Genomic DNA, 22,893 nt, shown 5'->3' with positions numbered 1-22,893 from the left:
GAAGCGGGGTACGGCGGGTCGTTCCCGCAGAAGCGCGCGGGGCGAACTACTGCTGCGCGGAAACGTCCGGCCGCGGCTGCCCGGCGACCAAGGGCGTGTCCACCCCGAGGTCGCCGAGCTTCACCGCGCCGCCGGGGCTGTCGAGGGGCGCGTCGCGGCCGGGCAGGGTTTCGCTGAAGAACCGGGCGTTGTCCTCGGCGTAAATCCGCCAGCGGTCCGGAAGGTCGTCCTCGTAATAGATCGCCTCGACCGGGCACACCGGTTCGCACGCGCCGCAGTCGACGCATTCGTCCGGATGGATGTACAGCGAGCGTTCGCCGACGTAGATGCAGTCCACCGGGCACTCGTCGACGCACGCCCGGTCCATCACGTCCACGCACGGCTCCGCGATCACATACGCCACGGCCCGCCTCCTTCCGCCGTCTTTTTCACCAATGTACTCGGCAAAAAGGTCAGCCCAGCGGAATGGCGCGGAAAACCCCGTCCGGGTCGTAGCGGTGTTTGACGTCCCGCAGCCGGGCCGAGTTGGGGCCGAAGACGTTCGCCGCAGGGACGTCCGGGCCCAGCAGGTTCGCGTACGCGCCGGGCAACGCATAGGGGGCAAAGGCCGCCGACGTGGCATCCGCCCAGGCTCGGTCGTCGTTGCCCTCCCCCAGCCCGAGGATCTCGACCATGAGGTGGTCCTCCCGCACGGGGAACGCCGTGTCCGCGGCCGGAATCCGGGCGGCGAGGCCGTGGAAGTGGTGGATCGACAGTCCGGACATCGGCGAGGTCCGGGCTTCCGCGCCCGAGACGAGCACTGACGCGGCCTCGGGCGTGAACGCCGGAAGCGACCGCGTGCGGATGGTGACTGAACGGCCGTTGGGGAACATCGCGTCCCGCCGCGCGATCTCCGCCGCATAGGACGACACCGGCTCGATTTGCGAGGCGAGCGGGGGTCCGAGGCGGGCGAGGAAGCCCTCGGGATCCGCGGCCCCGCACCAGGTCGGCCAGACCAGCACGCACAGCGAGCCGTCGGCACCGGCGAGGACACCGGTCTGCACGGTGAGTTCGTCCGGCGCGTCGGCCTGGATTTCGGCTACCGCAGCGAAAACCCTGGCCGCGTCCGACGCCGGGTACCAGACCGGGCCGGTCGTGATCTGCGGTGCCTCGTGCAAGCGCACGCCGAGCGCGGTCACTACGCCGAAATTCCCGCCGCCGCCCCGTAACGCCCACCACAGGTCCGGCAACCGCGAAGCGTTGGCGACCACGACCTCGCCGTCCGCGAGCACGACCTCGGCGCCGAGCAGATTGTCCGAGGCGAGGCCGTACTTGCCCAGAAAAGGACCGTATCCGCCGCCGAGCGCGAGCCCCGCGAACCCGACCGTGCCGATCGTGCCCACGACGGCGGTCAGGCCGTGCGCCTCCGCTCCCGCCAGCACATCGTTGGCCCGGGCGCCACCGCCGACCACCGCGGCGCGCCGCCCGGGATCGACCGAGACCCGGTTCAGCGGACGCAGATCGAGCGTGATCCCGCCGTCCGCGATCGCGCGTCCGGCCCAGTCGTGCCCGCCGCTGCGCACCGACAGCGGCAGACCCAGCTCGCGCGCGGCACGCACCGAAGCCTGGACATCCGCCGTGCGCCGGCATTCGACCACCACCGCCGGACGCGCGACGACGGCGGCGTTCCAGACCGCCGCCGCCGATTCGTACTGAGGGCCGGACGTGTGCACCTGCCCGGCGGGCAGTCGGGCCCGCAAGGCACGGGCGGCATCCTCGGCAGTCATGGGCGGCTCCCCTGCTCGTCGATTCCGACTCTAGGGCCGAACCGGCCGGAAAAGGCAGCCGCGCACCGAGATTCAGCGGTTCACATAAGCCGCCGACGCCTCGCCGAGCGCCTCCAGCGCCGCCCGGACCCCGCCGTGCGCCTCCTCGCCGGACCGGCACGCGGCGATGATCGTGCGGTTCAGCACCGGCCGCGTCGCGAGCATCCGGACGCCGTCCGGCACCGGTCCGCGGGCGAGCCGCGGGACGAGCGCGGCGCCGACGTTGCCCGCGACGAGCGCCAGCTGCGTCACGTAACTCCCGATGGTGCAACTGATCCGCGGCTCCAGATCCTGCGAACGGAGCACGTGCACGAGCCATTCGTAGCAGCCGGAACGGCCAGTCCAGCTGATCCACGACACGTCGTCCACCTCGGAGAGATCGACCGTGCGGCGGTGCGCGAGCCGGTGCCCGGCGGGCAGCGCGAGATCGGCGACGTCGGAGAACAGCGTGACCTGCGTGATCCCCGCCGGCACCACGGTCGGCCGGTCCGCCCAGCTTTCGAACACCGCCACGTCGAGGTCCCCGGCGAGCACCTTCGGCAGCGTCTGTTCGGCTTCGCCCTCGCCCAGCGTCACGTTCAGCCTCGGGTGTTGTTCGGTGAGCATGGCGAGCGCGGGCGGCAGCAGCGCGTGCACGCACGTCGCGATCGACCCGATCCGCAGCGGCCCGAAGACGTCCTCGCGCAGCCGCTCGAGATCGGTGCGCGCCTCGGCCAGCTGAGCCAGCACGCGTTCGGCATGCCCGACCAGCACCTGCCCGGCGCGCGTGAGCCGCACAGTCCGGCCGCGCGGCTCCAAAAGCGCCAGCCCCGCTTCCCGTTCGAGTTTCGCCAGTTGCTGCGACACCCCCGACGGCGTGACGTGCAGCGCGGCCGCCGCGCGGGCGACCGAGCCGTGCTGCGCGACCGCGTGCAGGGCGCGCATCCGATCCACACTGAACACGGTAGGAATGCTACCGGATTTTACGCAGGAACATTCACTTGTCCTTGATAGTTAGCGCCCCCACCATAGAAGGCATGACCACCGAATCCGCCTCGTTGCCTGCCGCCGGCCCGATCGCCGCGCTCACCGGCCGCGCCGACCCCCGGCTGCTGGCCGCGGCGGGCTGCCTCTGCATCGCGCTGACCTCGGTGCTCATCAAGGTTTCCGGGGCCAGCGGCGCGACCAGCGCGTTCTGGCGCTGCGCCCTCGCGCTGCCGCTGCTCGCGATCCTCGCGTTCAGCGAGGCGCGGCGGACCCGCAAGCGCGCGAAGATCCTGCTGCCGCTGCTGGCCGGGCTCGGCCTCGGGCTCGACTTCGTCCTGTGGGGCGAGGCGATCCCGCGCGTCGGCGCGGGCGTCGCGACCATGCTGCTTTCGGTGCAGGTGGTGATCGTGCCGCTGCTGGCGTTCGTGTTCCTCAAGGAGCGGCCGGACCCGCGGTTCAAGTTCGTCGCGCCGACGCTCATCGGCGGGATCGTGCTCGCCGGCGGCGTGTTCGGCTCGTCGATGACCGGCTCGAACCCGGTGCTGGGCATGGTTTTCGCGCTCGCCGCGGGAGCGGGCTACTCGGCGTACCTGCTGTTGCTCCGGCTCAGCAGCACCCCCGCGACGCAGGTCCGCTCGCTGTCGCTGGCCACCGTGTCGGCGGGCTTCGTCTCCGTCGTGCTCGGGCTGCCGTTCGGCCGCCTCGACCTGGCGCCGAGCCTGCCCTCGCTCGGCTGGTTCGCCGCGCTCGCCCTGGTCGGCCAGGTCGTCGGGTGGCTGCTGATCGCCGGGGCGCTGCCGCGGCTGGCGGCCTCGACCGGCGCGACGATGATGCTGCTGCAGCCGGTCGGCGCGGTCGCGTTCGGCTTCCTGCTGCTGAGCGAACGGCCGGGCCCGCTGCAGCTCGTCGGCTGCGTGATCGTGCTCGGCGCGGTGTGCTTCGCCGGCCGCGGCGCGGGGAAGAAGCCCGCGGTTCAGCCGTCGGCCAAGCTCAGCCCGGCCGAGTCGAGCAGCCCGCGCGCCATGTCCCTGAACTCGTCGCGGCGGTGATCGACCAGGCCGTCGCCGCCGAGCAGGTCCGCCGCCAGCTCGTCGACCGGCCAGCAGACCAGCTTGCCGTGCCGCCCGAGCAGCAGCCCGACCTCCCGGATCCGGTAGAGGTCGGCGACGTCGAGCCAGGCATACAGCAGGATCTGCCACAGCCAGCGCCCGGCGCGGTCCGGATCGCCGACGGTCAGCACGGTCTTCACGTCCAGCAGCGTGCCGTCGGCGATCCCCGCTTCGGGGTCGAGCTTCCCGAGCAAGAGGTCGCCGTCGGCCCAGCCGGGCACGATGGTCGGCCCGGCGATCCCGAGCGGATAGCCCTCCGGCGGGGCGCCACCGAGCCGCCGCAGTTCCCACAGCGCGCCGTTGTCGTGTAAGCGTTTCGAGAGTTCCGCCAGCTCGGTCACCCGTGCGTCGGCGGGCAGGGCGCGCAGGTCCGCGATCGTGCCGCCGCCGTCGACGACCCGGGCGAGGCGAGGGTCGATGCGGCCCGAACGGTAGATGTCCTCGCACGCCGACAGCACCCAGTTCGTCCGCGCCAGCCCGGCTTCCGCGCCCGGTCCGCCGAGCATGCCGGGCGGGGCGTGCTGCGCCTGGTAGCGGCGCGCGCGTCCCAGCAGTTCGCCCCATAGCTCCTCGGCGCCCGGCAGCGCCCCGCCGTCCGGCAGCCCGTCGCCGAGGTCGAGCCAGGTCGCCGCGGCCGGACGGATGCCGAGCGCCCGCGCCTGGTACTCCGGCGGAAGCTCGTCGTGCGTCGGGTACTGGGCGGCTTGCGCGTGCGCCCACGGGCCGCTGCCCCACTGCGCCCGCACCATGCCGAGCAGCGCGTAGTACGGCGGCGCGGGCTGCACGAGGTCGGCGATCCGCTGGCCGAACGCACCGCCGATCTCGGCCCAGTGCTGCCGTGGCGGCCGCGCGAGCGCCGGACGGACCGGGCGGACGCCGTTCGCCGCCTCCTCGACCCGGCGCGCGGCCGCTGCGGTGCCGGTGAAGACGCGGGCGCACCAGCGCGCGAGTTTCCCGCGCGGGTCGGCCAGTTCGGACGTCAACGACACCCGGCCAGTATCTCCCGGGACAGGAACGGCAGCAGGAGATCGAGGAACTCGCGCGGACGGTCCAACGGGATCAGGTGCCCGCAGTCGGCCAGCACGTGGCCGGTGAGGTCGTCGGCGATCGGGCGCACCTGCTGCTCCAGCGCGTCGCCCACGGGGTTCGCGCCGATCGCCATCGTCGGGACGGTCAGCCGCTTCGCCGCCGCTTCGGTCAGCTGCCGGGCGCTTTCCGGCATCGCGCGGTAGTACTCGAAGGCGCAACGGAGCGCGTCGGTGCCGGTGTACGCCTCGGCGAAGGCCGCTTGGACCTCCGCCGGAACGCCGCGGCCGAGCGTGCCCTGTTCGAGAAACCAGCCGACGTAGTCCGCCTCGTGTCCATTAAGGACAGTCTCGGCCAGTCCCGGCACCGCGTGGAAGCCGAACCACCACGGCGGGCTCGCCGGGAAACCCCAGGGCAGCGACTCCATCAGCACCAGGCGGCGCACTCGCTCCGGCTGCCGCAACGCCAGCAGCAACGCGCTCGAAACCGCCAGATCGATAGCCACCACGTCGGCATCCGGCTCCCCCAGCGCGTCGAGCAGGCCCGCGACGTCAGCGGCGACCGTCCCAGCGTCGAAGCCGCTCTCCGGACGGCTGCTCGCGCCCAGCCCGCGCAGGTCCGGCGCGAGCACCCGGTACCGCTCGGCGAGGGCCGGGATGACCTTGCTCCACAGCTGCCAGGTGTGCGGGAATCCGTGCAGCAGCACCAGCGCGGGACCGTTCCCGGCGACGGCGACGTTCAGCCGGACCCCGTTCGCTTCGACCTGCCGCACCGCGTTCATCGCGCCTCCTGTGGTTACCATTGGTTACCAGCACACGGTAGGTAACTCCAAGGATGCCGCCAAGACGGCACTTTCCCGACAGGTGGTGAGCCCGAGGTGACCCCCTCCGCCCGCGGCGATCTGTTCGACCCGGCCTGCCCGACGCGGCGGCTGCTCGACCGGATCGGGACGAAGTGGACGTCGATGACGGTCAAGATCCTCGCCGAGGCCGCGCCGGACGAGGTGCGCTTCGCGGATCTTCGCCGCCGCATCCCCGGGGTGTCGCAGAAAATGCTCTCGGTGACGCTGCAAAGCCTTGTCCGCGACGGCCTCGCCACGCGGCGGGTCGAGGACACGGTGCCGCCGCGGGTGCATTACCGGCTTACCGCCCTGGGCACGTCGCTGGAATCCGCGCTCGCGGCGCTGCGCACGTGGGCGGAAGAACACATGGCCGAGGTCGACGAGGCCAATCGGAAATCAGAGCGGTAATTTTCCGCACACCGGCGAGTCGGTCGGCCACCGCGAAGCGGATACGGCACACACTCGCGCAAGTGGAATCGCCAACCGAACGGGACCGCAAACAGGCACGGCACGCAATCGGGCAGTTTTTCGCGCATCCGCTCGCGTCGTTCCGCATCATCGTCGGAATCTGGGCGCTGCTGACGCTGCTCGGCGCGGTGATGGCGCTGTCGTCCTCCCCTGCCCCAGGAACCGGGGTGTACCAAGCCTTTTTCCGGCATTTGACGTTCGTCGCGTTCGGCGTCGTCGCCTTCGTGCTCGGTCTGCGCGTCCCGTTTTCCCGGCTGCGCAAGGCCGCCACCCCGGCGCTCGCCGCCGCGGTGGTGCTGCTGCTTCTGGTGCTGACCCCGCTGGGTTCCGATCACGGCGGCGCGCAACGCTGGCTTTCCGCCGGGCCGTTCACCCTGCAGCCGGTGGAAATCGCGAAGGTCGCGCTCGTGTTCTGGGGCGCGCATTTGCTCGTGTCAAAAGAGAAGGTGCTGCACCATTGGCGGCATCTGCTGGTGCCGCTGATCCCGGTGACGCTCGCGTTGTGCGCACTGCTGCTGGCCCAGCCGAATCTCAGCGGCACAGTCACGCTCGCGCTGATCACCTTGGGCTTGCTGTGGTTCGCCGACGCGCCGAAGCGGTTGTTCGCCGCCATTCTCGCCGGCGGGGTCGCCGGAATCGTCGCACTTGCCCTTTTCGCCAGTTATCGTCTCGCGCGCATCCTTTCTTTTCTTTCGCCGAATCCCGACGCGAGCGGCAGCGGCTACCAGGCACAGCAGGCGCAATACGCCCTCGCCGACGGCGGCTGGTTCGGCGTCGGGCTCGGCCGCGGCGCGGCGAAGTGGAGCTATCTGCCGGACGTCCAGAACGACTTCGTCTTCGCGCTCGTCGGCGAGGAACTCGGGTTCGCCGGCTGTCTCGTGGTGCTGGGCCTGTTCGGCTACCTGGCGGTGATCGGCCTGCGCACCGCGGCGCGGGTCGCCGATCCGTGGGTGCGGCTCGTCGCCGGGACCACCACCCTGCTGCTGGTCGCGCAGGCGCTGATCAACATCGGCTACGTCGCGGGCGCGCTGCCGGTGACCGGCGTGACGCTGCCGCTCGTGTCCGCGGGCGGCACGTCGCTCGTGGTCACCATGCTGCAGTTCGGCATCCTCGCCCAGGCCGCGCGGGAGGAACCGGCCGCGCGGGCGTTCCTCGCCGGGCTGCGGAAGAAGGGCTCCGGTACAGTCCCAGCGTGATCACCAAGGCACTCTCCGCCACCTGCGCGGCCGTCGCGCTCGCCGGGCTGGCCGCGTGCTCCAACCCGACCGGCAAGTCGTGGGCGATCACCTACGAGATCACCTCCGACCAGCAGACCACGGCCACCGGCGTCGCCTACGGCGAGTCCGGCAACCGCTACGAGGACAAGGTCGCGCCGCACCAGCTCACCGGTCCGCTCGGGCTGCCGTGGAAACAGGACGTCGTGGTCAGCGCCGGACAGAAAGCCTCGGTCACCGCCACGCCGTCGACCGCCGCGACGCTGCGCTGCCGGATCCTGCTGGACAAGACGAAGGAACTCGCCAAGGCGAGCGCTCCCGGTCCCGGCAAGCCGGTGACCTGCGAGCACACCACCGACTCCTGACCTGTCCCGGAGCGTCCCCGCGGACTCGCGGGGCGTCGCCGGCTCCCCTCCGCCGCTCGGTACGCTCGTGACCTTCGGGTGAACGCGAGATGGCCGCCAGGCGAACCGGCGGACCGGAGAGGGGTTGTATGGCGACCACGGCCGGAGCTTCCAGCAGCGAGACGTACGACGCGATCACCCATTTCGCCCACGCCATGCCGGGCTGGGTGCAGTCTCTCGTGCTGGCGTACACGCACTACGGCCTGGTCCTCGTGGCCCCGTTCTTCGCGTGGCTCTGGTGGCGGGCGCGCGGGACCGGCTCGCCCGAGCGGATGGCCGCGGCGCTGCTCGTTCCGGCAGCCACCGTGGTCGCTTACGTGCTCAGCGAGATCATCAAGGCCTTCGTCCACGAGCAGCGGCCCTGCCGGGGACTTCCGCCGGACGCGATCGTCGGCGCCTGCCCGCCGCCGGGCGACTGGTCGTTCCCGAGCAACCACTCCACCATCGCGGCCGCGGTCGCGCTCGGCGGGGCTTTCGCCTGGCACAAGGGCGCGCCGTGGCTCGCGGCCTTCGCGGCGACAATGGGCTTCTCGCGGGTGTTCGTCGGGGCGCACTATCCGCACGACGTCCTGATCGGGCTCGCGCTCGGGGCCGGGATGGCGTTGCTGCTGCAGCGATACGCGCTGGGTCCGGCCGCCGGACTCGTGCGGCGGTTCGCGGGCAAAGTGCCGTTCGGGTTGCTGGGCGTGGCACCGGAAGGCGCGGAGGCTGCGACGGCCCGGCCCGATCCGGACGGCGACGCTTCGCCAGGCCAGGCCGCAGGTGCTCGGCCGGGTGCTCGCGACGCGGGTGCGCCTCCCACTCGCCGCGTCGGCCCGCCCGAAGCCCGCGACGCCAGCGGTCGCCCCGTCCGGCCGCCCCGGCGGCAGAATTCGCAGCCCCTCCGCACCGCCGCGCCACAACCGGGTGCGGCGGACGCGCCGGCACCGCGACGGCAGAACTCCCAGCCGATCCGCACTGCCGCGCCCCAGCCCCGTGCGGCGGACGTCCCGGCTTCCGGACGGCAAAACCCCCAGCCGCCCCGCATGACTCCGCCGCCTCGCGGAGCGGACGCACCCGCTCCGGGGCGGCAGAACTCGCAACCGATGCCCCAGGCCCGGCCCGTCGAAGGCCCGCCGCAGAACCGTCCGCCCGCGCAGCCGCCGGTCCGTCCGGCTCGGCAGCAGCCGCGTCCGGCCGGTCCACCGCAGGGCCGCGCCGCGGGTTCGCCGCCGCCGCGTCCGTCGAACCAGGCCCAGGCCGGTCCGCCGCCGGAGGTCAGCCCGGGAGATCGCCCGTCGCGGCGAACTCCAGGCGCTTCGCGACCGACACCGCCTGGTCGGCGAAACGCTCGTAGAAACGGGTGAGCAGGCTCAGCGCGACCGCGATCCGCTGGTCCTGCGTCCAGTCCGGGGCGGTGACCGTCGCCATCACGCGGGCGTGCAGTTCGTCCACGCGCTCGTCGGCGCGGCTCAGTTCGGCGTAGCCGCCGCGGGCCTCGCCGTGCACGAGGTCGGCGAGCCGTTCGGCCATCGCCGAGGTGACCTCGCCCAGTTCCGCGAACACCGCCTCCAGGTCGGCGGGAACGGTCGGCTCCGGGTGGCCGCGGCGCGCGGTGCCCGCGATGTGCGCGGCGAGGTCGCCCATCCGCTCGAGCTTCTCCGCGCAGTACACCGCGGCCAGCACGGCGCGCAGGTCGCCGGCCACCGGGGCTTGCAGGGCGAGCAGCGAATACGCCTCGTCCTCACAGGTCGCGCGCAGGTCGTCGAGGTCGGCGTCGCCGCTGAGCACCTGCTCGGCCAGCGGCAGGTCCATGGTCAGCAGCGCCCGGGTGGCCCGGCGCATCGCCTCCGCCGCCGCCTCGGCCATCGCCGCCAGACGCCCGTCGAGCTGTTTCAGGTCGTCCTGGAAGCCTTCGCGCATGTCGAGCGACTTTACCGGCGGCCGGCGAACAGGCCCGCGTCGGCCAGCGGCCAGGCCTCCTCGGGCTCGGCCAGCTCGTAGCTGTGGCTGCCCTCGTGCCCGCCGGGCACCCGGCAGAAAACGCCCTCGTCGGACTCCGCGCCGCATCGCGCGCGGGTCTCCAGCACGCGGCGGCCGGGCCACCAGCGCAGCCACATCAGCGGCTCCTCGCCGCGTCCGCCGACGGGCGTCGCGTGCTCGTGGCCGTGCCCGGCCTCCAGCTCGCAGAACAGCTCGGGCTCCGTCCCGCGGACCGCGACGCTCCGCAGGACCGAGCGCTCGCGCCCGGTCAGCTCCACCGGTTCGCGGCACAGCGCACCTTCGGCCATGCGGCCAGCGTAAACGGCCGCCGCCGATTCCGCGCGCAGGGCCCGGCCGCGCGCGCGTCCCGCGTGCCGGGCCCTGCTCTTCCGCAGGTCAGCGCACCCGCTCCAGGAGCGCGAACAGGTTCTCCCAGTGGCGCTTCTCGCCCTCGGCGTGGTACGCGGCCGTGTCCGACATCGTGAACCCGTGCGACGCGCCCTCGTACACCTCCGACCGGTAGGTCACCCCGGCCTCGTCGAGCGCGTGCTCGAGCGTCTTGATCTGCTCGGCGGTGGCCGACGGGTCCTGGTCGGCGTGCCCGAAGTACACCTCGCCGGTGATCGAGCCGACCCGCAGGTGCGGGCTGTCCGGCTGGTCGGTGGCGAGGCGTCCGCCGTGGAACGACGCGATCGCCTTGACCCGGTCCGGGAACGCCTCGATCACGCGCAGCGCGTTCGTGCCGCCCATGCAGTATCCGGTGATCACGACCGGCCCCGGCGCGACGCCGTCCTGCGCGGCGAACCAGTCCAGGTACTTCTCCGCGTCGCGAGTGATCGCGTCGGTGTCCAGGGCCTCGATCATGGGCATCAGCTTGCCGAAGACCTCGCCCCGCCGCTCCGGGTCTTCCAGCGCGGCGAAGTCCACCAGCGGCGTCCGGCCGCCGCGGTAGAGCAGGTTCGGCGCGAGCACGGCATAGCCCTTCTCGGCGATGCGGTCGGCCATCTCCTCGATCCGCGGCCGCAGCCCGAACGCGTCCGGGAAGAGCAGCACCCCGGGATGCGGCCCGCCGTCCGGCACGGCCAAGTACGCGTCCGCGGTCCCGTCAGCGGCCGGAACGTCTGGCTTTTCCTTGCGCATCCGCTTTGTCCTCCATTGATTGCAGTGCGTACGAGATCAATCTATCCCTGCGCCCGCGCCGCGCGAATGTCCCGTTTCCTGTCCGGTTATTGGACTGAACCACTGCGGTCGGCGGATTGACGGAGTCCGGTTTGCCCGGTCAGGATCACCGGGCCCGCTCCGGGCCGCCCTCCGCAGAACGGACTGTCGATGGCCAGACCTCCACATTCCCCGCGCGCCCGGAACCGGGTCGCGCTCGCCGCGCTCGTCCTCCTGGGCGGGCTCGTCCCCGCCCAGGCCGCCCAGGCCGCCCCTCCCCCGCGCCAGCCGGAGATCGGCCGTCCCGCGCTCGACCGCAACGGGTGCGCCCGCATCGAAGACTCGCTGCCCCAGCTGGCCGACTGGCCCAAGGTGCGCAGCGCGATGCCGAAGAACCCGGTCGACGAATGGCGGATCAGGCAGATCGTCTCCGGCATGTCGCTGGAGGAAAAAGTCGGGCAGATGACCCAGCCCGAGATCGCCGCGATCACGCCCGCCGAGGTCACCCAGTACTCGATCGGGTCGGTGCTCAACGGCGGCGGCTCGTGGCCGGGCGGGAACAAGCACGCCAGCCAGCAGGACTGGCTGAAGCTCGCGGATTCCTATTGGGACGCGGCCAAGGCCACGAGGACAAAGATCCCGGTAATTTGGGGCATAGATGCCGTGCACGGGAATAACAATGTGCACGGCTCCACTGTTTTCCCGCAGAACATCGCGCTCGGCGCGGCGCACGATCCGTGCCTGGTGCGCGATGTCGAGAACTCGACCGCGCGGCAGATCCGCGCGACGGGCCAGGACTGGGCGTTCGCGCCGACTCTCGCCGTCGTGCAGGACGACCGCTGGGGCCGCACTTACGAAGGCTTTTCCGAGGACCCGCGCATCACCCGCGCCTACGGGTACGAGGCCATGAACGGTCTGCAAGCCGGGGCCCGCCTGCGCATCGGCGCGAACGGCGTGATCGGCACCGCCAAGCACTTCATCGGCGACGGCGGCACGACCAACGGCCAGGACCAGGGCGTGAACGCTTCGTCGGAAGCGGACATGATCAACCTGCACGGCCAGGGCTACTACGGCGCGCTCGCCGCGGGCGCGCAGACGGTCATGGCGTCGTTCAACAGCTGGACCAACCCCGACCTCGGCATCAACGAGGGCAAGATCCACGGCAGCGACAAGGTCCTCAACCAGATCCTCAAGGGCAAGATGGGCTTCGACGGCCTCGTCGTGTCGGACTGGAACGGCATCGGCCAGGTGACCGGCTGCACCAACTCCAGCTGCCCGCGCGCGATCAACGCGGGCATCGACGTCGTGATGGTCCCGAACGACTGGAAAGACTTCATCGCCAACACGGTCGCGCAGGTGCGCGGGGGCGAGATCCCGATGTCCCGCATCGACGACGCGGTCACCCGGATCCTGCGGGTCAAGATGCGCGCCGGGCTGTTCGAGGAGCGCAAGCCTTCGCAGCGCTGGTACGCCGGTTCGCCGGACGCGTTGACGGACAAGGCACTCGCGCGCGACGCGGTGCGGAAGTCGCAGACGCTGCTGAAGAACAACGGCAACGTGCTTCCCTTGGCGCGCAACGCGAAGGTGCTCGTGGTCGGCAAGAGCGCGGACAGCATCTCGAACCAGACCGGCGGCTGGACGCTGACCTGGCAGGGCACCGGGAACACCAACGCGGACTTCCCCGGAGCGACCTCGATCCTCGCTGGGCTCAAGGAGGATCTCGCCAACGTCACCTTCGACCCCACAGGCACCGTCGACCCCAAGGGTTATGACGCGGTCATCGCTGTTGTCGGCGAGACTCCGTACGCGGAAGGCGTCGGCGATCTGCAGCGGAAGAGCCTTGAAGCGGCGAAGCTGTATCCGGAAGACCTTGCGGTGCTGGACAAAGTCAGCGGCAAGGGCACTCCGGTGGTGACGGTGTACGTCAGCGGCCGCCCGCTGTACGTCAACAAGGAGCTCAACCGTTCCGACGCGTTCGTCGCCGCCTGGCTGCCCGGCACCGAAGGCGGCGGCGTCGCGGACATGCTGGTGCGCGGCAAGGACCACGGCGGATACCGCGGCAAGCTGTCCTACTCGTGGCCGAAGAGCGCCTGCCAGACTCCGCTCAACCCGTGGAGTCCCGGCTACGACCCGCTGTTCAAGCTCGGCTACGGCCTCACCTCGAACCAGCGGACCACCGTCGGCAAACTCGACGAGACCGAGGGCCCGGCCCGCTGCGGTGCGACCGACGGCGGCGGCACCGCGACCGAGGACCTGCCGATCTACGACCGCACGGATGTCGCGCCGTACAAGAGTTTCATCGGTTCGGCGTCGAACTGGGGCGGCACCGAGATCGGCGCGGACGGCACCGCTTCGCATCCGGAGATCACCGTGGTCCCGGCCGACGTCAACGTCCAGGGCGACGGCCTGAAGGCGACGTGGACCGGCACCGGCGCGGCACAGCTGTATTCGCAGCATCCCGGCGGCACTGACGATCTGCGCGGATATCCCAACGCCGACGGCGCGCTCGAGTTCGACGTGATCGTGCATTCGCCGCCGGTGAACCGGACGGTCGTCAGCCTGCACTGCGTCTATCCGTGCTCGTCGGAGGTCAACGCGACGAAGCTGTTCGGCGATCTGCCCGCCGGGCAGAAGTCGACGGTGAAGATCCCGTTGTCCTGCTTCGCGAGCGGGCTGGACTTCGAGAGCATCGACACGCCGTTCCTCGTCTACACCGACGGCCCGTTCTCCGCGTCGTTCGCGAACGTGCGGTGGTCGCCCGGCGGAGCGAAGGATCCGGACGCGCGGAAGTGCTCCGACCTCACCGGATAGCCCGCGCCAGCTCGACGACCCGGGACCTGGCCGCCGCGCGCGACGCGGCGGCCAGGTCCTCGAGCCCGTCCAGCGCGGGGACGTCGCCGACCCGGGTGAACTCCTGCGACACGAACGCCAGCCGCTCCACGCCCTTGTCGGCGAGATAGGCGCGCAGATACGACTCCTGGAACTCGAACGCCTCGCGCGGCGTGCCGGGACCGTATCCGCCGCCGCGGGCGTTGACGATCACGAAGTCCTTGTCCGCCAGCAGTTTCCGGCCGGTTTCCGGATCGGCGAACACGCCGGGGAAGCTGATCCGGTCGATCCACGCCTTGAGCGTCGCGGGCACGCCGAAGTTGTACATCGGCACCCCGAGCAGCACGGCGCGGGCTTCGCGCACCTCGTTCACCAGCGGCAGCGTCAGGTCCCATTCGCGCTGTTCGTCGTCGTCCGCGATCAGCGTCGCGATGTCTTCCAGCGACAGCACTCCCTTGCGCTCCACCCGGCGGCCGAGCCGCGCGTACGCCTCGCGCAGCGGCGGCACCGGTTCGGCGGACACGTCACGGTGCCGCACGGTCCCGCCGCCGCTCCGCCACTCGTCGGCGAACAACGCGCCCAGCTGCCTGCTCACCGACGCCTCGCGGTCGGCGCTCGAATCGACGTGCAGCAAGGGCGCTAGCATGACGGTCATCCGGTTCCTCTCCTCGTCCTTGGTCCTCGGGCCGGCACTCCCATGACGGATCGAGACGGGAAAAGGTGACCGATGGACGACGCACTGGCGCGGCGCTTCGAGGACGAGCGCCCGCGGCTGCACGCACTGGCCTACCGCATGCTGGGTTCCGCGGCCGAGGCCGAGGACGTCGTGCAGGAGTCGTGGCTGCGGCTGAATCGCACGTCCGGCGTCGACAACCTCGGCGGCTGGCTCACCACGGCGGTGTCCCGGCTGTGCCTGGACGCCCTGCGCGCCCGCCGCGAAACGCCCGTCTCCGCGGTGCCTGACGCCGCCGGCGGCGCTGTGCCCGAGGACGAGATCCTGCTGGCCGGCGAGGTCGGACGGGCGCTGCTGGTGGTCCTGGACCGGCTCGCCCCGCCCGAACGGGTGGCGTTCGTGCTGCACGACCTGTTCGCGGTGCCGTTCGACGCGGTCGGCCCGATCCTCGACCGGACGCCCGCGACCGCCAAGAAACTCGCCAGCCGCGCGCGATTGCGGGTGCGCGGCGAACCGGTCGTGCCGGTGGCGGAGCTGGCCGAGCACCGGAAAGTGGTGACGGCGTTCTTGGCAGCGGCCCGGGGCGGGGACATGGCGACGTTGCTGACCGTGCTCGCTCCGGATGTCGTGCGGCGCACCGATCCGGCGATGCTGCCGCCGGGGGCGGCCGCGGTGTTGCGCGGGGCGGACGAGGTCGCGCAGGGGACGAAGCTGTTCGCCGGGACTGCGCGGTTGGCTGAACTCGCGCTGATCGACGGGGATGTCGGGCTGGTGCTCGCTCCCGCCGGACGGTTGGCGGGGGTGCTCAGGATCGAGGTTCGCGGGGGTCTTCTCCAGGCGTATGAGGTAGTGGTGAGCACCGAGCGGTTGGCGGGCATGGAGATTGCCACGCTCTCCTGCGATGGCGTATAGGTCGTTATACGACTTGGGTGTCGAACGGTTCGTAGCAGTCGAAGGTCTCGATCGAGGTGATCAGGCCGTCGGCGGTCTCGACGAACTGGGCGATGTGAGCGACGACTTCGTCGCCGCGGCGGAACGGGCCCGCGTCACGCGCGATCACCCCGCTCCAGGTGAGGCGAAGGATCGCGGTGTCCCCCACCGCCGCGGCCGAGCGCACGTCGTACCGCTGGCTGGCCATCAGCCCGGCACCTGCCTTCGACGCCGCGAGCATTTGGTCCAGAGTGGCGCGAGCGCCCGCGGGCTTGAGCCGGTTCGGATGCTCGACGGTCGACGCCGTCGGGGCGAAGTACTTCCGGAGATTCTCGCCGCACTGCCCGGCCTCGAGCGCCCGCAGCAGAGACGTCGCAAGGGCAACCGGGTCGCTGTCCATAAGAACAACTATAGTTGTACAACCTTTGTTGTCAATTGCATGGTAGGCACCGTGACTCCCCTGGACCCGGCCGATCTCGACCTCGCCACCCTCGCCTGGCTGGCGGGCAGTTCCGCGAACCGGGCGATCCTGGCGGAGCTGCACGAGGCGGGCCACCCCGGCGTGCGCAACTCCCACGGGTACGTGATCCAGCACCTGATCGACCGGTCGCCCACCGTTTCCGAACTCGCCGGTCTTCTCGGCGTCACCCAGCAGGCGGCCTCGAAGCATCTTCTCGAACTGGAGCGGCTCGGCTATGTCGCGAGAGTGCCGGATCCCGCCGACAGCCGGGTGCGCCGGGCCCAGCTCACCGACCGCGGTTGGCGGCTCGTTAACGACAGCCGCCGGATACGGCAGCAACTCGATGCGCGGCTGACGAAATCGGCGGGCAAGGACGCTGCCGAAGCGGCTCGGCTAGTCCTGGCTCGCGTGCTCGAAGCGACAGGCGGAACCGCGGACGTGATCGCGCGCCGCGCCGCCCTGCCCAGCGAATAAACCTGCCGTCATCACCGCGTATCAGCGGCACCCTCATCGCGACGGTGCATCGCGCGATAACGACCGGGAGCCTGACCGACGACCCGTTTGAAAGCACGCGCGAACGCGAATTCCGAGTCGTAACCCACCTTCCGGGCGATCTGCCGCAGCGGGGCTGGGCCCTCGCGCAGCAGGCGGGCGGCGACGGTCATCCGCCAGATGCCGAGGTACTCCATCGGGGTGTGCCCGGTAGTCGACGTGAATCGGCGGCTGAACCGGGCCCGCGGGACGCCGACGGAGTGCGCGAGTGCCTCCACCGTCCAGGGTTTGCCGGGATCGTCGTGCAAGAGCGCGAGCGCGGGGCCGACCGCCGGGTCGTGGAGCGCGCGGGCCCACCCGGCCAGCTGGTCGGGCTGGCCGAGGAACCAGGACCTCAGGGTGTAGGTGAACAGCAGGTCGAGCAGCGACGCCACCACGGCGGGCGTGCCGCGGCCGGCGTGGTCGACCTCGGTGGTGAGCAACTGGACGGCGGCGGCGAGCGAAGTGCCGCGCATCTGGCTCGCCGTGACACGTACGACGTCGGGCAAAGATGCCAGGAACGGGTGCTGCGGCGAGGGTTCGAGCAGGTACGCGCCGCAGACCAGAACGGTCTCGGGACCGTCGCCCTCGATGACGAGGTCGGTGGCCGACAGCTCCTCCAGGTCGGCGCCGAACAGTTCGCGCACGGTGCGAGCTGACCGGCCGGGAGTGTCGGCCGCGACGTGTCCGGCGCCGGACGGCAGCAACGCGACATCCCCCTGGGCGAGCTGCAGCACCTCTCCGCTGTCGGGGACGAGCACGCAGGAACCGGCGATCACGACGTAGATCGTGGCTATCGAACGCGACTCGAACGCGAGGCCCCAAGGCGCCCGCAGCAACGCCCGGCCGTAGACGACGCCGCCGCGCCGGAGGGCTGCGACGATGTCGCCCACGACGTCCGCCACGTGGTCACGGCCGACCGCTTTCACCGGCATCGCCATACCCGATTCGCTCCGCCGTCGCGCTGAACGGATATGAATCTGTCGAGAGCTGTCATGGCGCGCGTCGATAACCCGTTCATACGGTGAAGTGGTTGCCGATTCGACCCTACCTTGCGAGGAACGCGTGCCTACCACAGTTCTTGTCCTCGGCGCGGCCGGACGCACCGGACGCCGGGTTGTGTCGTTGCTGGCCGAGCAGGGGCACACGGTCCGGGTCCCGGGAAGACCGGAGGGTTCGGCGACGCCGGTCCGCTTCGACTGGAGCGACCCGGCGACGTACCCGCCCGCGCTGGACGGCGTGGACGCGATCTACCAGTGGCTTCCGATCAGCCCCGACCCCACGACCGAGGTCGCGGCGCTGCTGGACGACGCCAAGAGCGCCGGGGTTCGCCGGGTGGTCCACCTGTCGACGACGACGGCGCGGCTGGCCGCCGAGGGCTTCCCGCTGGACGAGGCCGAGCGGCTCCTCGAAACGGGACCGGTGCCCGCGACCATTCTGCGCCCCAACGTCTTCGCCGAGAACTTCTCCGAACACCCCGCGATCCTGCACGGAATCCGCACCGGGGTCGTCGCGGTTCCCGCGGGCGATGGCCGCGTCGCGCCGATCTCCGTCGAGGACATCGCCGCCGCGGCCGCGGCAGCCCTGACCGAGGACGGACATCAGCACAAGACCTACTCGCTGACCGGACCCGATTCACTGTCCTTTTCGGACATGACCGCGATCGTGGGCGAGGCCGCGGGAAAACCGGTGCGGTACCAGGCGATGGACCCGGCCGAGTTCCGCGACGCCTTGCTCCGCGGGGGCACGCCCGGTCCGGTCGCCGACTTCTACGCCGCCATGTACGAAGGCATCCGCAACGACTGGGCCGCCGACGTGACCGACGACGTCCAGCGGATCACCGGCCGGCCGCCGGTCTCCTTCGCCGATTATGCCCGCGCCGCGGCGGCCTTGTGGCGCTGATCAACCGGTCCGGCCCGCCTCGATGAGGCCTGCCCCAGCCCAGGGGAGGTGGCGTGCCGCGCCAGGCTGGGGCAGGCATAACGGTGCGGTGAGCGATGGGCGGGACGCTCCTAACCGCACCGAGCTCTATCGGGTTTCTCCCCTTTTCGCGGGTTGTCGGCCTCCCGCGGGACGGTGTCGTCGACTTTCGGGATGACGTCGGTGTCCTCGCCGGCGCGTTCGGCCGCGGCCTCCTCGGCCGTCCGGCGGAATTCGGCCAGCCGGGCTTGTTCGATCTCGGCCTGGACCTCGTAGTCGAGCCGGGCCTGGAGGTCGCGGACGGTCAGCTTTCCGCGCGGGGGCGGCACCGGCCGGCGTGCGTGCCAGAGCCACATCGAGAGCAGTACCAGCAGCAAGAGCACGCAACACCCGATGACCACCGCCGGATGGCCGGTGCGGGCCGCCTCGCCGAGCGTCGATGCCGCCTTCATGCGATCCACCTCTCAGCTGCGGAAGTGTCTTCGCGGTGCCTCCCCACCATGGGGCCGGCCAGTGGCCTGGACCAGCCAGCAAACCGGGCGAAAAGCGGGCGGCAACCGAGCGAATCGTCTTGCCCCGCACACGGTGACCTGCGGTAACCTAGCGACCCCGCGTTGTTGCGAAGGGGTGTCGCCCATGGGCGAACGGCGAGAAGGACTTGTCCGGGCACGCAAAGCGGCGAACCTGACGCAAGAAAAGCTCGCCGCGCTGCTGCCCGCCGACGAAAAAAGCATCCGCGCCTGGGAATCCGGCCGGTCCGAGCCGCGTCCGCACCGCCGCGACCGGCTCGCCCGGCTGCTGCGCATCAGCCCCGCCCGGCTGGAGGAACTGCTCCGGGAAGGCACCCCGGCGGACCTCCGCAGGCCGCCGGGAGCGCCGAGCGTCCTGCTGCCCGTCGTCGTGGACGGGCGTCCGGTCGCGCTGCCGCTGGACCGGGCGACCGTCGCGGCCAGCGTCCTCGCCCGGCTCGTGCCCGCACCCGGCGACGCGGCCCCGCCAGCGGTTCCGACCACAGAATGGGACGCCATGAGCCCGCTCAGTCGCCGCTCACTGCTCAAGAACGGCCTGCCGGTCGCGGCGTTGCCCGCGCTGGGAATAGGCAGCGCCGAGCACGTCGCGCGAGCGCTGGAGAATCCCCGGCGGTACATGGACAAAACCGTCACGCACTATTTCCGGCGGCAGCTCGACCAGTACAAATACGAGGACGGCGAACGCGGTCCGGCCAAAACGCTCCCGATGACGCTGGGCGTGCTGGACATCATCGACCGCATCGCCCGCGACGCGGTGCCCGAGGATCAGCGGGACCTGCTGCGAATCGGTTCGGAGGGCGCGGAGTTCGCCGGCTGGCTCTACCGCGACCGCAGGCAAATGGAAGATTCGCTGTACTGGCACGACCGCGCGATGGAATGGGCGCAGGCGGCGGGCGATGGCACCATGCAGGGCTACATTCTGCTCAAAAAAGCCCAGGTCGCCTACGACGAACGCGATCCGCGGCGGATGCTCATCCTCACCAGGGCGGTGCGCAATGGCCCCTGGTCGCTCCCCCGGCGCCTGCAGGCTGAAGCCGCCCAGCAGGAAGCCCGCGCGGAGGCGATGCTCGGCGCGTCGGCCGATCAGGTCAACCGCACCCTCGACGTCGCGTGGAAACTGCTGGACGACGCCGGACCGGCCGAATCGCCGCTGGGCGCGCACTTCAACGCGACTCTCCTGAATATGCAGACCGCGATCTGCTACACCGAAGCGGGCGAACCGCGCCGGTCGGTGGAGCTGTACGAAAAAACGTTGAAGGAAACCCAATTCTCCCGGCGGGACTACGGTTTCTTCCTGTCCCTCATGGCAAACTCGCTGGCCCTTTCCGGCGAACCGGACCAAGCAGCCAAAACCGGCCTCATCTCCGCTCAGCGAGCCGCGGAAACGAACTCCCGCCGCACCAAGGAAGAACTCCGCCGGGTCGTGGAAGTGCTGAAGCCGTGGCACAACCGCCCGGACGTCCGGGAATTGCGCGAGGCGCTCAACGGCTGACCCGTCAGCGAAGCCATTCCCGGACTTTGCCGATCACCTGCCGTTGCCAGGCTTGGGTCTGCGGATCGGCGTACCCGGGATCGTCGTGGACCGCGAAGCCGTGCTGTGCCCCGTCAAGCTGGAGCAGCCGGTGTTCGCAAGTCAGCTCGCGATCCGCGGCCCGCGACGACTCGACCGGGACGAAGGTGTCCTCGGTGCCGTGCACAATCAGCGTCGGCGCGGTGATGCGCGGCAGGTTTTCGCGGGCCTCGAACCAGAACGCTTCGTTGAGCAGCGCCCGGCCGAGCCGGAAGCCAGGCCCGTGACCGAGATAGCCCTGCTGCTTGAGATCGGCGGCGCCGTGGTCGTCGAGGTAGCCGTCCGCCGACCACGCGGACTTCTCCTCGATGAACCGCGCGCGGTAGTCGATGAGAGGGTTGAACAGGACGAGCCGCTCGACGTCGTCCGGTCGCTTGGCCGCGTAGTACGCCGCGACGCCGCCGGAGAAACTGGCCGCTGCGAGCGACGTCCGCACGCCCGGGACAGCGGTGGAAAGGTGCTCGATGCTGGCCCGGATCACGTTGAGCAGCGCGAAAAGCGTCAGATCTTCCTGGCGGCCTTCGCTTTCGCCATGCCCGGGAAGGTCGACTCGCAGCGACGCTATGCCGACCTCGGCCAGGTGGTCGGCAAGGCGAGTGAAGAACCCGCCTTCCTCGCGGGTGACGCTCGCCCCTTGCACGAGCAACACAGCCCGGCGCGCTCTGCCGTCCGGCTCGGTGAGGGTGCTGGCCAGGGTGAGGCCGTCCGGTGTACGAACTGTCCGATAGCTGTCGCGCGACATGGACACTCCCGGAGTTGTCGTCACCTCCCAGTGTGTCAGGTTCGCGCGTTCGGGGGATGAAATTCTCCGACGGTGTAACGAAGTCGACAGTTGCCGTGATCAGCTGCGACGGGTGAATAGGCGGGCAGCATGACGGAGAACGAAGTGGCCACCGCGTTCGCGGCGTGGCTCGAACGCGACGGCTGGACGATCAGCCCCGGCCCGGATCGCTACCTGGACCTCTACGCCATCCGCGCCGGCGACCGGCTGCATGTCGAAGCGAAGGGCGCCACTCAGGACAAGGGCATCGACGCCGACATCCTCTGGGGCCAAATCCTGCGTCGGATGAGCGAGTTCGGCACGCCTGGCGCACGGTATGCGATCGTCGTGCCGGACAGCGTCAAGTGGCACACCCTTCGGGTTCCCGCGAGGGTGCGCGCCCTGCTCGGCATCGAGGTGTACGCCGTGACCGACAACGGCTCGGTCGCCCGCGCGGACGCATAAGACGCATCCGCGCTTCTCCAGCCGCCTACTTCTTCAGCCTCCTGCTCCCGCCATGCCAATCCTGTTCCCGACCGGTCTCCCCCGCCCCCACCCCGAACGACGGCAGCTGCGGCATCTCCCGCAGACTCCGCTTCAGCTCGGCAAAGCCCGGGAACGCCGCCAACCCCACCACGTGGTCCCACAGCTCCACCGCCTCCTCATCAGACGGCAAGCGGCTGATCACCGGCCCGAAGAACGCGACTCCCTCCGGCGGCTGGAAGTGCAGGATCGGCGTCCCGACGTCCTTCCCGGTCAGCGAAAGGGCTTCGTCCGTCTCCCGCTGGATCTCCGCGTCCCACGCAGCATCGTCGACCGCGTCCGCGAGGTCTGTCGGAAGGCCAGCGCGCGCAAGGGCCGTCGCAGCCGCCGAGCGGGTGCTGTGCGCGGCCCGGGCCTCGGCGGTGTCCTCGACCAGACCGCTTTCGAAGTTCTGCTCCCCCAGCGCCTCGTAGAGCGGACCGACCGCCTCGCGGCCTTGTGAAGCGCGCACCGCGGCTGCCAGGCGGAGCAACCGCAGGCCCGACGTGTGCGAAGCGTCGTACTCCGGCGGGAAGTGCGTCGAGTAGTCCAGATGGGCGTTCAGCAACCGCAGCGAGATGAACCGCCAGTCCACCGAGTACGAGCGCTGGCGGGCGACTTGGCGGACCCACTTGCTGGTCATCCACGCGAACGGGCACACCGGATCGAAGTAGAAGTTCAGCTCGGCCATGGCCCGACTCTACGTCCCGGAAAGCTCAAGCGCCCTTGCTGCGCCGCCCGGCCTCGCCGGACAGTTCCTGGTGATGCTGCACCGCCAGCTGGACGATGTGCCGCACGTGCGGATCGTCGAGCACATAGACCTGCCGCTTTCCCTCGCGACGGGCGCGGACGAGGCCGGCGAGTTTGAGTTTGCCCAGGTGGTGGCTGGCGGTCGGCACGGTCTGGCCGGTCTCCTCGGCGAGCGTGCCGACGTCGCGCTCTCCGTGGGACAGCAGCCACAGCAGGTGCAGCCGCACGGTCGCGGAGAGCAGGCCGAACGTCGCGGCGGCGTCTTGCAGCAGGTCGGCGGGGAGCGGTTCCAGCGGGGGCTGGGATGGGGTGGACACGACGGACATCCTCTCGGGTGGGCTCTCAGCGTGACTTAGCCCCCATCACTTGCACAAGTGTTTGACTGTTTTCGTGATCTGCGCTCTACTGGTCCCCGGCCGGCGCGCTGACGCCGGCCGATGAGTCTTGCGGAGGAGGTGAGCCGGG

The 22,893-nt window shown here is 70.8% G+C and carries 26 protein-coding genes; 11 read left to right on the top strand and 15 right to left on the bottom strand.

Annotated elements, in window-relative coordinates; translation table 11 throughout:
• Positions 1–46 precede the first annotated feature (46 nt).
• The 3 genes from fdxA to FKO37_RS23955 form a co-directional block, all read right to left on the bottom strand.
• A complete protein-coding gene (gene fdxA / locus FKO37_RS23965; RefSeq protein WP_043828753.1) occupies positions 47–403 on the bottom strand; it encodes a ferredoxin in 357 nt (118 codons plus the stop codon).
• Between the two features lie 49 nt (positions 404–452).
• On the bottom strand, positions 453–1,766 hold the full coding sequence (locus FKO37_RS23960) for an FAD-binding oxidoreductase (protein ID WP_238605819.1): 1,314 nt from the start codon (positions 1,764–1,766) through the stop codon (positions 453–455).
• Positions 1,767–1,838: 72 nt separating this feature from the next.
• A complete protein-coding gene (locus FKO37_RS23955) occupies positions 1,839–2,729 on the bottom strand; it encodes a LysR family transcriptional regulator (protein ID WP_240015261.1) in 891 nt (296 codons plus the stop codon).
• Between the two features lie 92 nt (positions 2,730–2,821).
• On the opposite strand from FKO37_RS23955, the gene FKO37_RS23950 reads away from it, so the two are divergent.
• Complete coding sequence (locus FKO37_RS23950) at positions 2,822–3,820, top strand: DMT family transporter (protein WP_037811463.1); 999 nt, start codon at positions 2,822–2,824, stop codon at positions 3,818–3,820.
• On the opposite strand, the gene FKO37_RS23945 is transcribed toward FKO37_RS23950, so the two are convergent.
• Together FKO37_RS23945 and FKO37_RS23940 are read right to left on the bottom strand one after the other, a co-directional pair.
• On the bottom strand, positions 3,745–4,869 hold the full coding sequence (locus tag FKO37_RS23945) for a hypothetical protein (RefSeq protein WP_238605818.1): 1,125 nt from the start codon (positions 4,867–4,869) through the stop codon (positions 3,745–3,747). The genes FKO37_RS23950 and FKO37_RS23945 overlap by 76 nt on opposite strands.
• Positions 4,860–5,687, bottom strand: a complete 828-nt coding sequence (locus FKO37_RS23940; protein ID WP_238605817.1) for an alpha/beta fold hydrolase — start codon at positions 5,685–5,687, stop codon at positions 4,860–4,862. The genes FKO37_RS23945 and FKO37_RS23940 overlap by 10 nt, the downstream gene beginning before the upstream one ends.
• A gap of 96 nt (positions 5,688–5,783) precedes the next feature.
• Here FKO37_RS23940 and FKO37_RS23935 point away from each other — a divergent pair, with 96 nt between their 5' ends.
• The 4 genes from FKO37_RS23935 (at position 5,784) to FKO37_RS23920 (ending at position 9,179) form a co-directional block, all read left to right on the top strand.
• Complete coding sequence (locus FKO37_RS23935; protein ID WP_134727368.1) at positions 5,784–6,155, top strand: helix-turn-helix domain-containing protein; 372 nt, start codon at positions 5,784–5,786, stop codon at positions 6,153–6,155.
• Positions 6,156–6,217: 62 nt separating this feature from the next.
• Positions 6,218–7,411, top strand: a complete 1,194-nt coding sequence (gene ftsW / locus FKO37_RS23930) for a putative lipid II flippase FtsW (protein ID WP_238605816.1) — start codon at positions 6,218–6,220, stop codon at positions 7,409–7,411.
• Positions 7,408–7,794, top strand: a complete 387-nt coding sequence (locus FKO37_RS23925) for a hypothetical protein (RefSeq protein WP_037811455.1) — start codon at positions 7,408–7,410, stop codon at positions 7,792–7,794. The genes ftsW and FKO37_RS23925 overlap by 4 nt, the downstream gene beginning before the upstream one ends.
• Positions 7,795–7,922: 128 nt before the next feature.
• Complete coding sequence (locus FKO37_RS23920) at positions 7,923–9,179, top strand: phosphatase PAP2 family protein (RefSeq protein WP_238605815.1); 1,257 nt, start codon at positions 7,923–7,925, stop codon at positions 9,177–9,179.
• On the opposite strand, the gene phoU is transcribed toward FKO37_RS23920, so the two are convergent.
• The 3 genes from phoU to FKO37_RS23905 form a co-directional block, all read right to left on the bottom strand.
• A complete protein-coding gene (phoU, locus tag FKO37_RS23915; RefSeq protein ID WP_238605814.1) occupies positions 9,091–9,735 on the bottom strand; it encodes a phosphate signaling complex protein PhoU in 645 nt (214 codons plus the stop codon). The genes FKO37_RS23920 and phoU overlap by 89 nt on opposite strands.
• An 11-nt stretch (positions 9,736–9,746) precedes the next feature.
• Complete coding sequence (locus FKO37_RS23910; RefSeq protein WP_037811451.1) at positions 9,747–10,103, bottom strand: hypothetical protein; 357 nt, start codon at positions 10,101–10,103, stop codon at positions 9,747–9,749.
• A gap of 88 nt (positions 10,104–10,191) precedes the next feature.
• Positions 10,192–10,935: a dienelactone hydrolase family protein gene (locus FKO37_RS23905; protein ID WP_238605813.1), complete on the bottom strand. Its 744-nt coding sequence runs from the start codon at positions 10,933–10,935 to the stop codon at positions 10,192–10,194.
• Between the two features lie 189 nt (positions 10,936–11,124).
• Here FKO37_RS23905 and FKO37_RS23900 point away from each other — a divergent pair, with 189 nt between their 5' ends.
• A complete protein-coding gene (locus tag FKO37_RS23900) occupies positions 11,125–13,764 on the top strand; it encodes an exo 1,3/1,4-beta-D-glucan glucohydrolase (RefSeq protein WP_238605812.1) in 2,640 nt (879 codons plus the stop codon).
• Here the strand turns inward: FKO37_RS23900 and FKO37_RS23895 are convergent.
• Positions 13,754–14,437, bottom strand: coding sequence for an FMN-dependent NADH-azoreductase (locus FKO37_RS23895; RefSeq protein WP_238605811.1), 684 nt, complete (start codon positions 14,435–14,437; stop codon positions 13,754–13,756). The genes FKO37_RS23900 and FKO37_RS23895 overlap by 11 nt on opposite strands.
• A gap of 72 nt (positions 14,438–14,509) precedes the next feature.
• On the opposite strand from FKO37_RS23895, the gene FKO37_RS23890 reads away from it, so the two are divergent.
• A complete protein-coding gene (locus FKO37_RS23890; protein ID WP_238605810.1) occupies positions 14,510–15,367 on the top strand; it encodes a sigma-70 family RNA polymerase sigma factor in 858 nt (285 codons plus the stop codon).
• A gap of 4 nt (positions 15,368–15,371) precedes the next feature.
• Here FKO37_RS23890 and FKO37_RS23885 read toward each other — a convergent pair whose 3' ends face one another.
• Entirely contained in the window at positions 15,372–15,785 is a 414-nt protein-coding gene (locus FKO37_RS23885) for a nuclear transport factor 2 family protein (protein WP_238605809.1), read from the bottom strand.
• Between the two features lie 51 nt (positions 15,786–15,836).
• Here FKO37_RS23885 and FKO37_RS23880 point away from each other — a divergent pair, with 51 nt between their 5' ends.
• On the top strand, positions 15,837–16,319 hold the full coding sequence (locus FKO37_RS23880; RefSeq protein ID WP_238605808.1) for a MarR family winged helix-turn-helix transcriptional regulator: 483 nt from the start codon (positions 15,837–15,839) through the stop codon (positions 16,317–16,319).
• 11 nt (positions 16,320–16,330) lie between these two features.
• Here FKO37_RS23880 and FKO37_RS23875 read toward each other — a convergent pair whose 3' ends face one another.
• Complete coding sequence (locus FKO37_RS23875) at positions 16,331–17,311, bottom strand: AraC family transcriptional regulator (protein ID WP_238605807.1); 981 nt, start codon at positions 17,309–17,311, stop codon at positions 16,331–16,333.
• A 130-nt stretch (positions 17,312–17,441) separates the two neighbouring features.
• Here FKO37_RS23875 and FKO37_RS23870 point away from each other — a divergent pair, with 130 nt between their 5' ends.
• Complete coding sequence (locus FKO37_RS23870) at positions 17,442–18,278, top strand: NmrA family NAD(P)-binding protein (protein ID WP_238605806.1); 837 nt, start codon at positions 17,442–17,444, stop codon at positions 18,276–18,278.
• Positions 18,279–18,388: 110 nt separating this feature from the next.
• On the opposite strand, the gene FKO37_RS23865 is transcribed toward FKO37_RS23870, so the two are convergent.
• Positions 18,389–18,748 carry a hypothetical protein gene (locus tag FKO37_RS23865; protein ID WP_238605805.1) on the bottom strand — a complete coding sequence of 120 codons (360 nt, stop codon included), beginning with the start codon at positions 18,746–18,748 and terminating at the stop codon, positions 18,389–18,391.
• A 184-nt stretch (positions 18,749–18,932) separates the two neighbouring features.
• On the opposite strand from FKO37_RS23865, the gene FKO37_RS23860 reads away from it, so the two are divergent.
• Positions 18,933–20,318, top strand: a complete 1,386-nt coding sequence (locus FKO37_RS23860) for a helix-turn-helix transcriptional regulator (RefSeq protein WP_238605804.1) — start codon at positions 18,933–18,935, stop codon at positions 20,316–20,318.
• A gap of 4 nt (positions 20,319–20,322) precedes the next feature.
• Here the strand turns inward: FKO37_RS23860 and FKO37_RS23855 are convergent, their stop codons facing one another.
• Positions 20,323–21,138 (bottom strand): alpha/beta hydrolase, encoded by an 816-nt coding sequence (locus FKO37_RS23855; RefSeq protein WP_238605803.1) that lies wholly within the window; start codon positions 21,136–21,138, stop codon positions 20,323–20,325.
• Between the two features lie 129 nt (positions 21,139–21,267).
• Between FKO37_RS23855 and FKO37_RS23850 the strand changes: the two genes are divergently transcribed.
• Positions 21,268–21,621: a hypothetical protein gene (locus FKO37_RS23850; protein ID WP_134727358.1), complete on the top strand. Its 354-nt coding sequence runs from the start codon at positions 21,268–21,270 to the stop codon at positions 21,619–21,621.
• A 25-nt stretch (positions 21,622–21,646) separates the two neighbouring features.
• On the opposite strand, the gene FKO37_RS23845 is transcribed toward FKO37_RS23850, so the two are convergent.
• Positions 21,647–22,369, bottom strand: a complete 723-nt coding sequence (locus FKO37_RS23845; RefSeq protein WP_037811430.1) for a DsbA family protein — start codon at positions 22,367–22,369, stop codon at positions 21,647–21,649.
• A 25-nt stretch (positions 22,370–22,394) separates the two neighbouring features.
• Complete coding sequence (locus tag FKO37_RS23840) at positions 22,395–22,754, bottom strand: helix-turn-helix transcriptional regulator (protein WP_051171745.1); 360 nt, start codon at positions 22,752–22,754, stop codon at positions 22,395–22,397.
• Positions 22,755–22,893: the final 139 nt, after the last annotated feature.

The organism is Amycolatopsis sp. Poz14 (assembly GCF_006704225.1).
GTDB classification, from domain to species: Bacteria; Actinomycetota; Actinomycetes; order Mycobacteriales; family Pseudonocardiaceae; genus Amycolatopsis; species Amycolatopsis nivea.
This window is presented reverse-complemented; position numbering and strand designations above follow the sequence as displayed.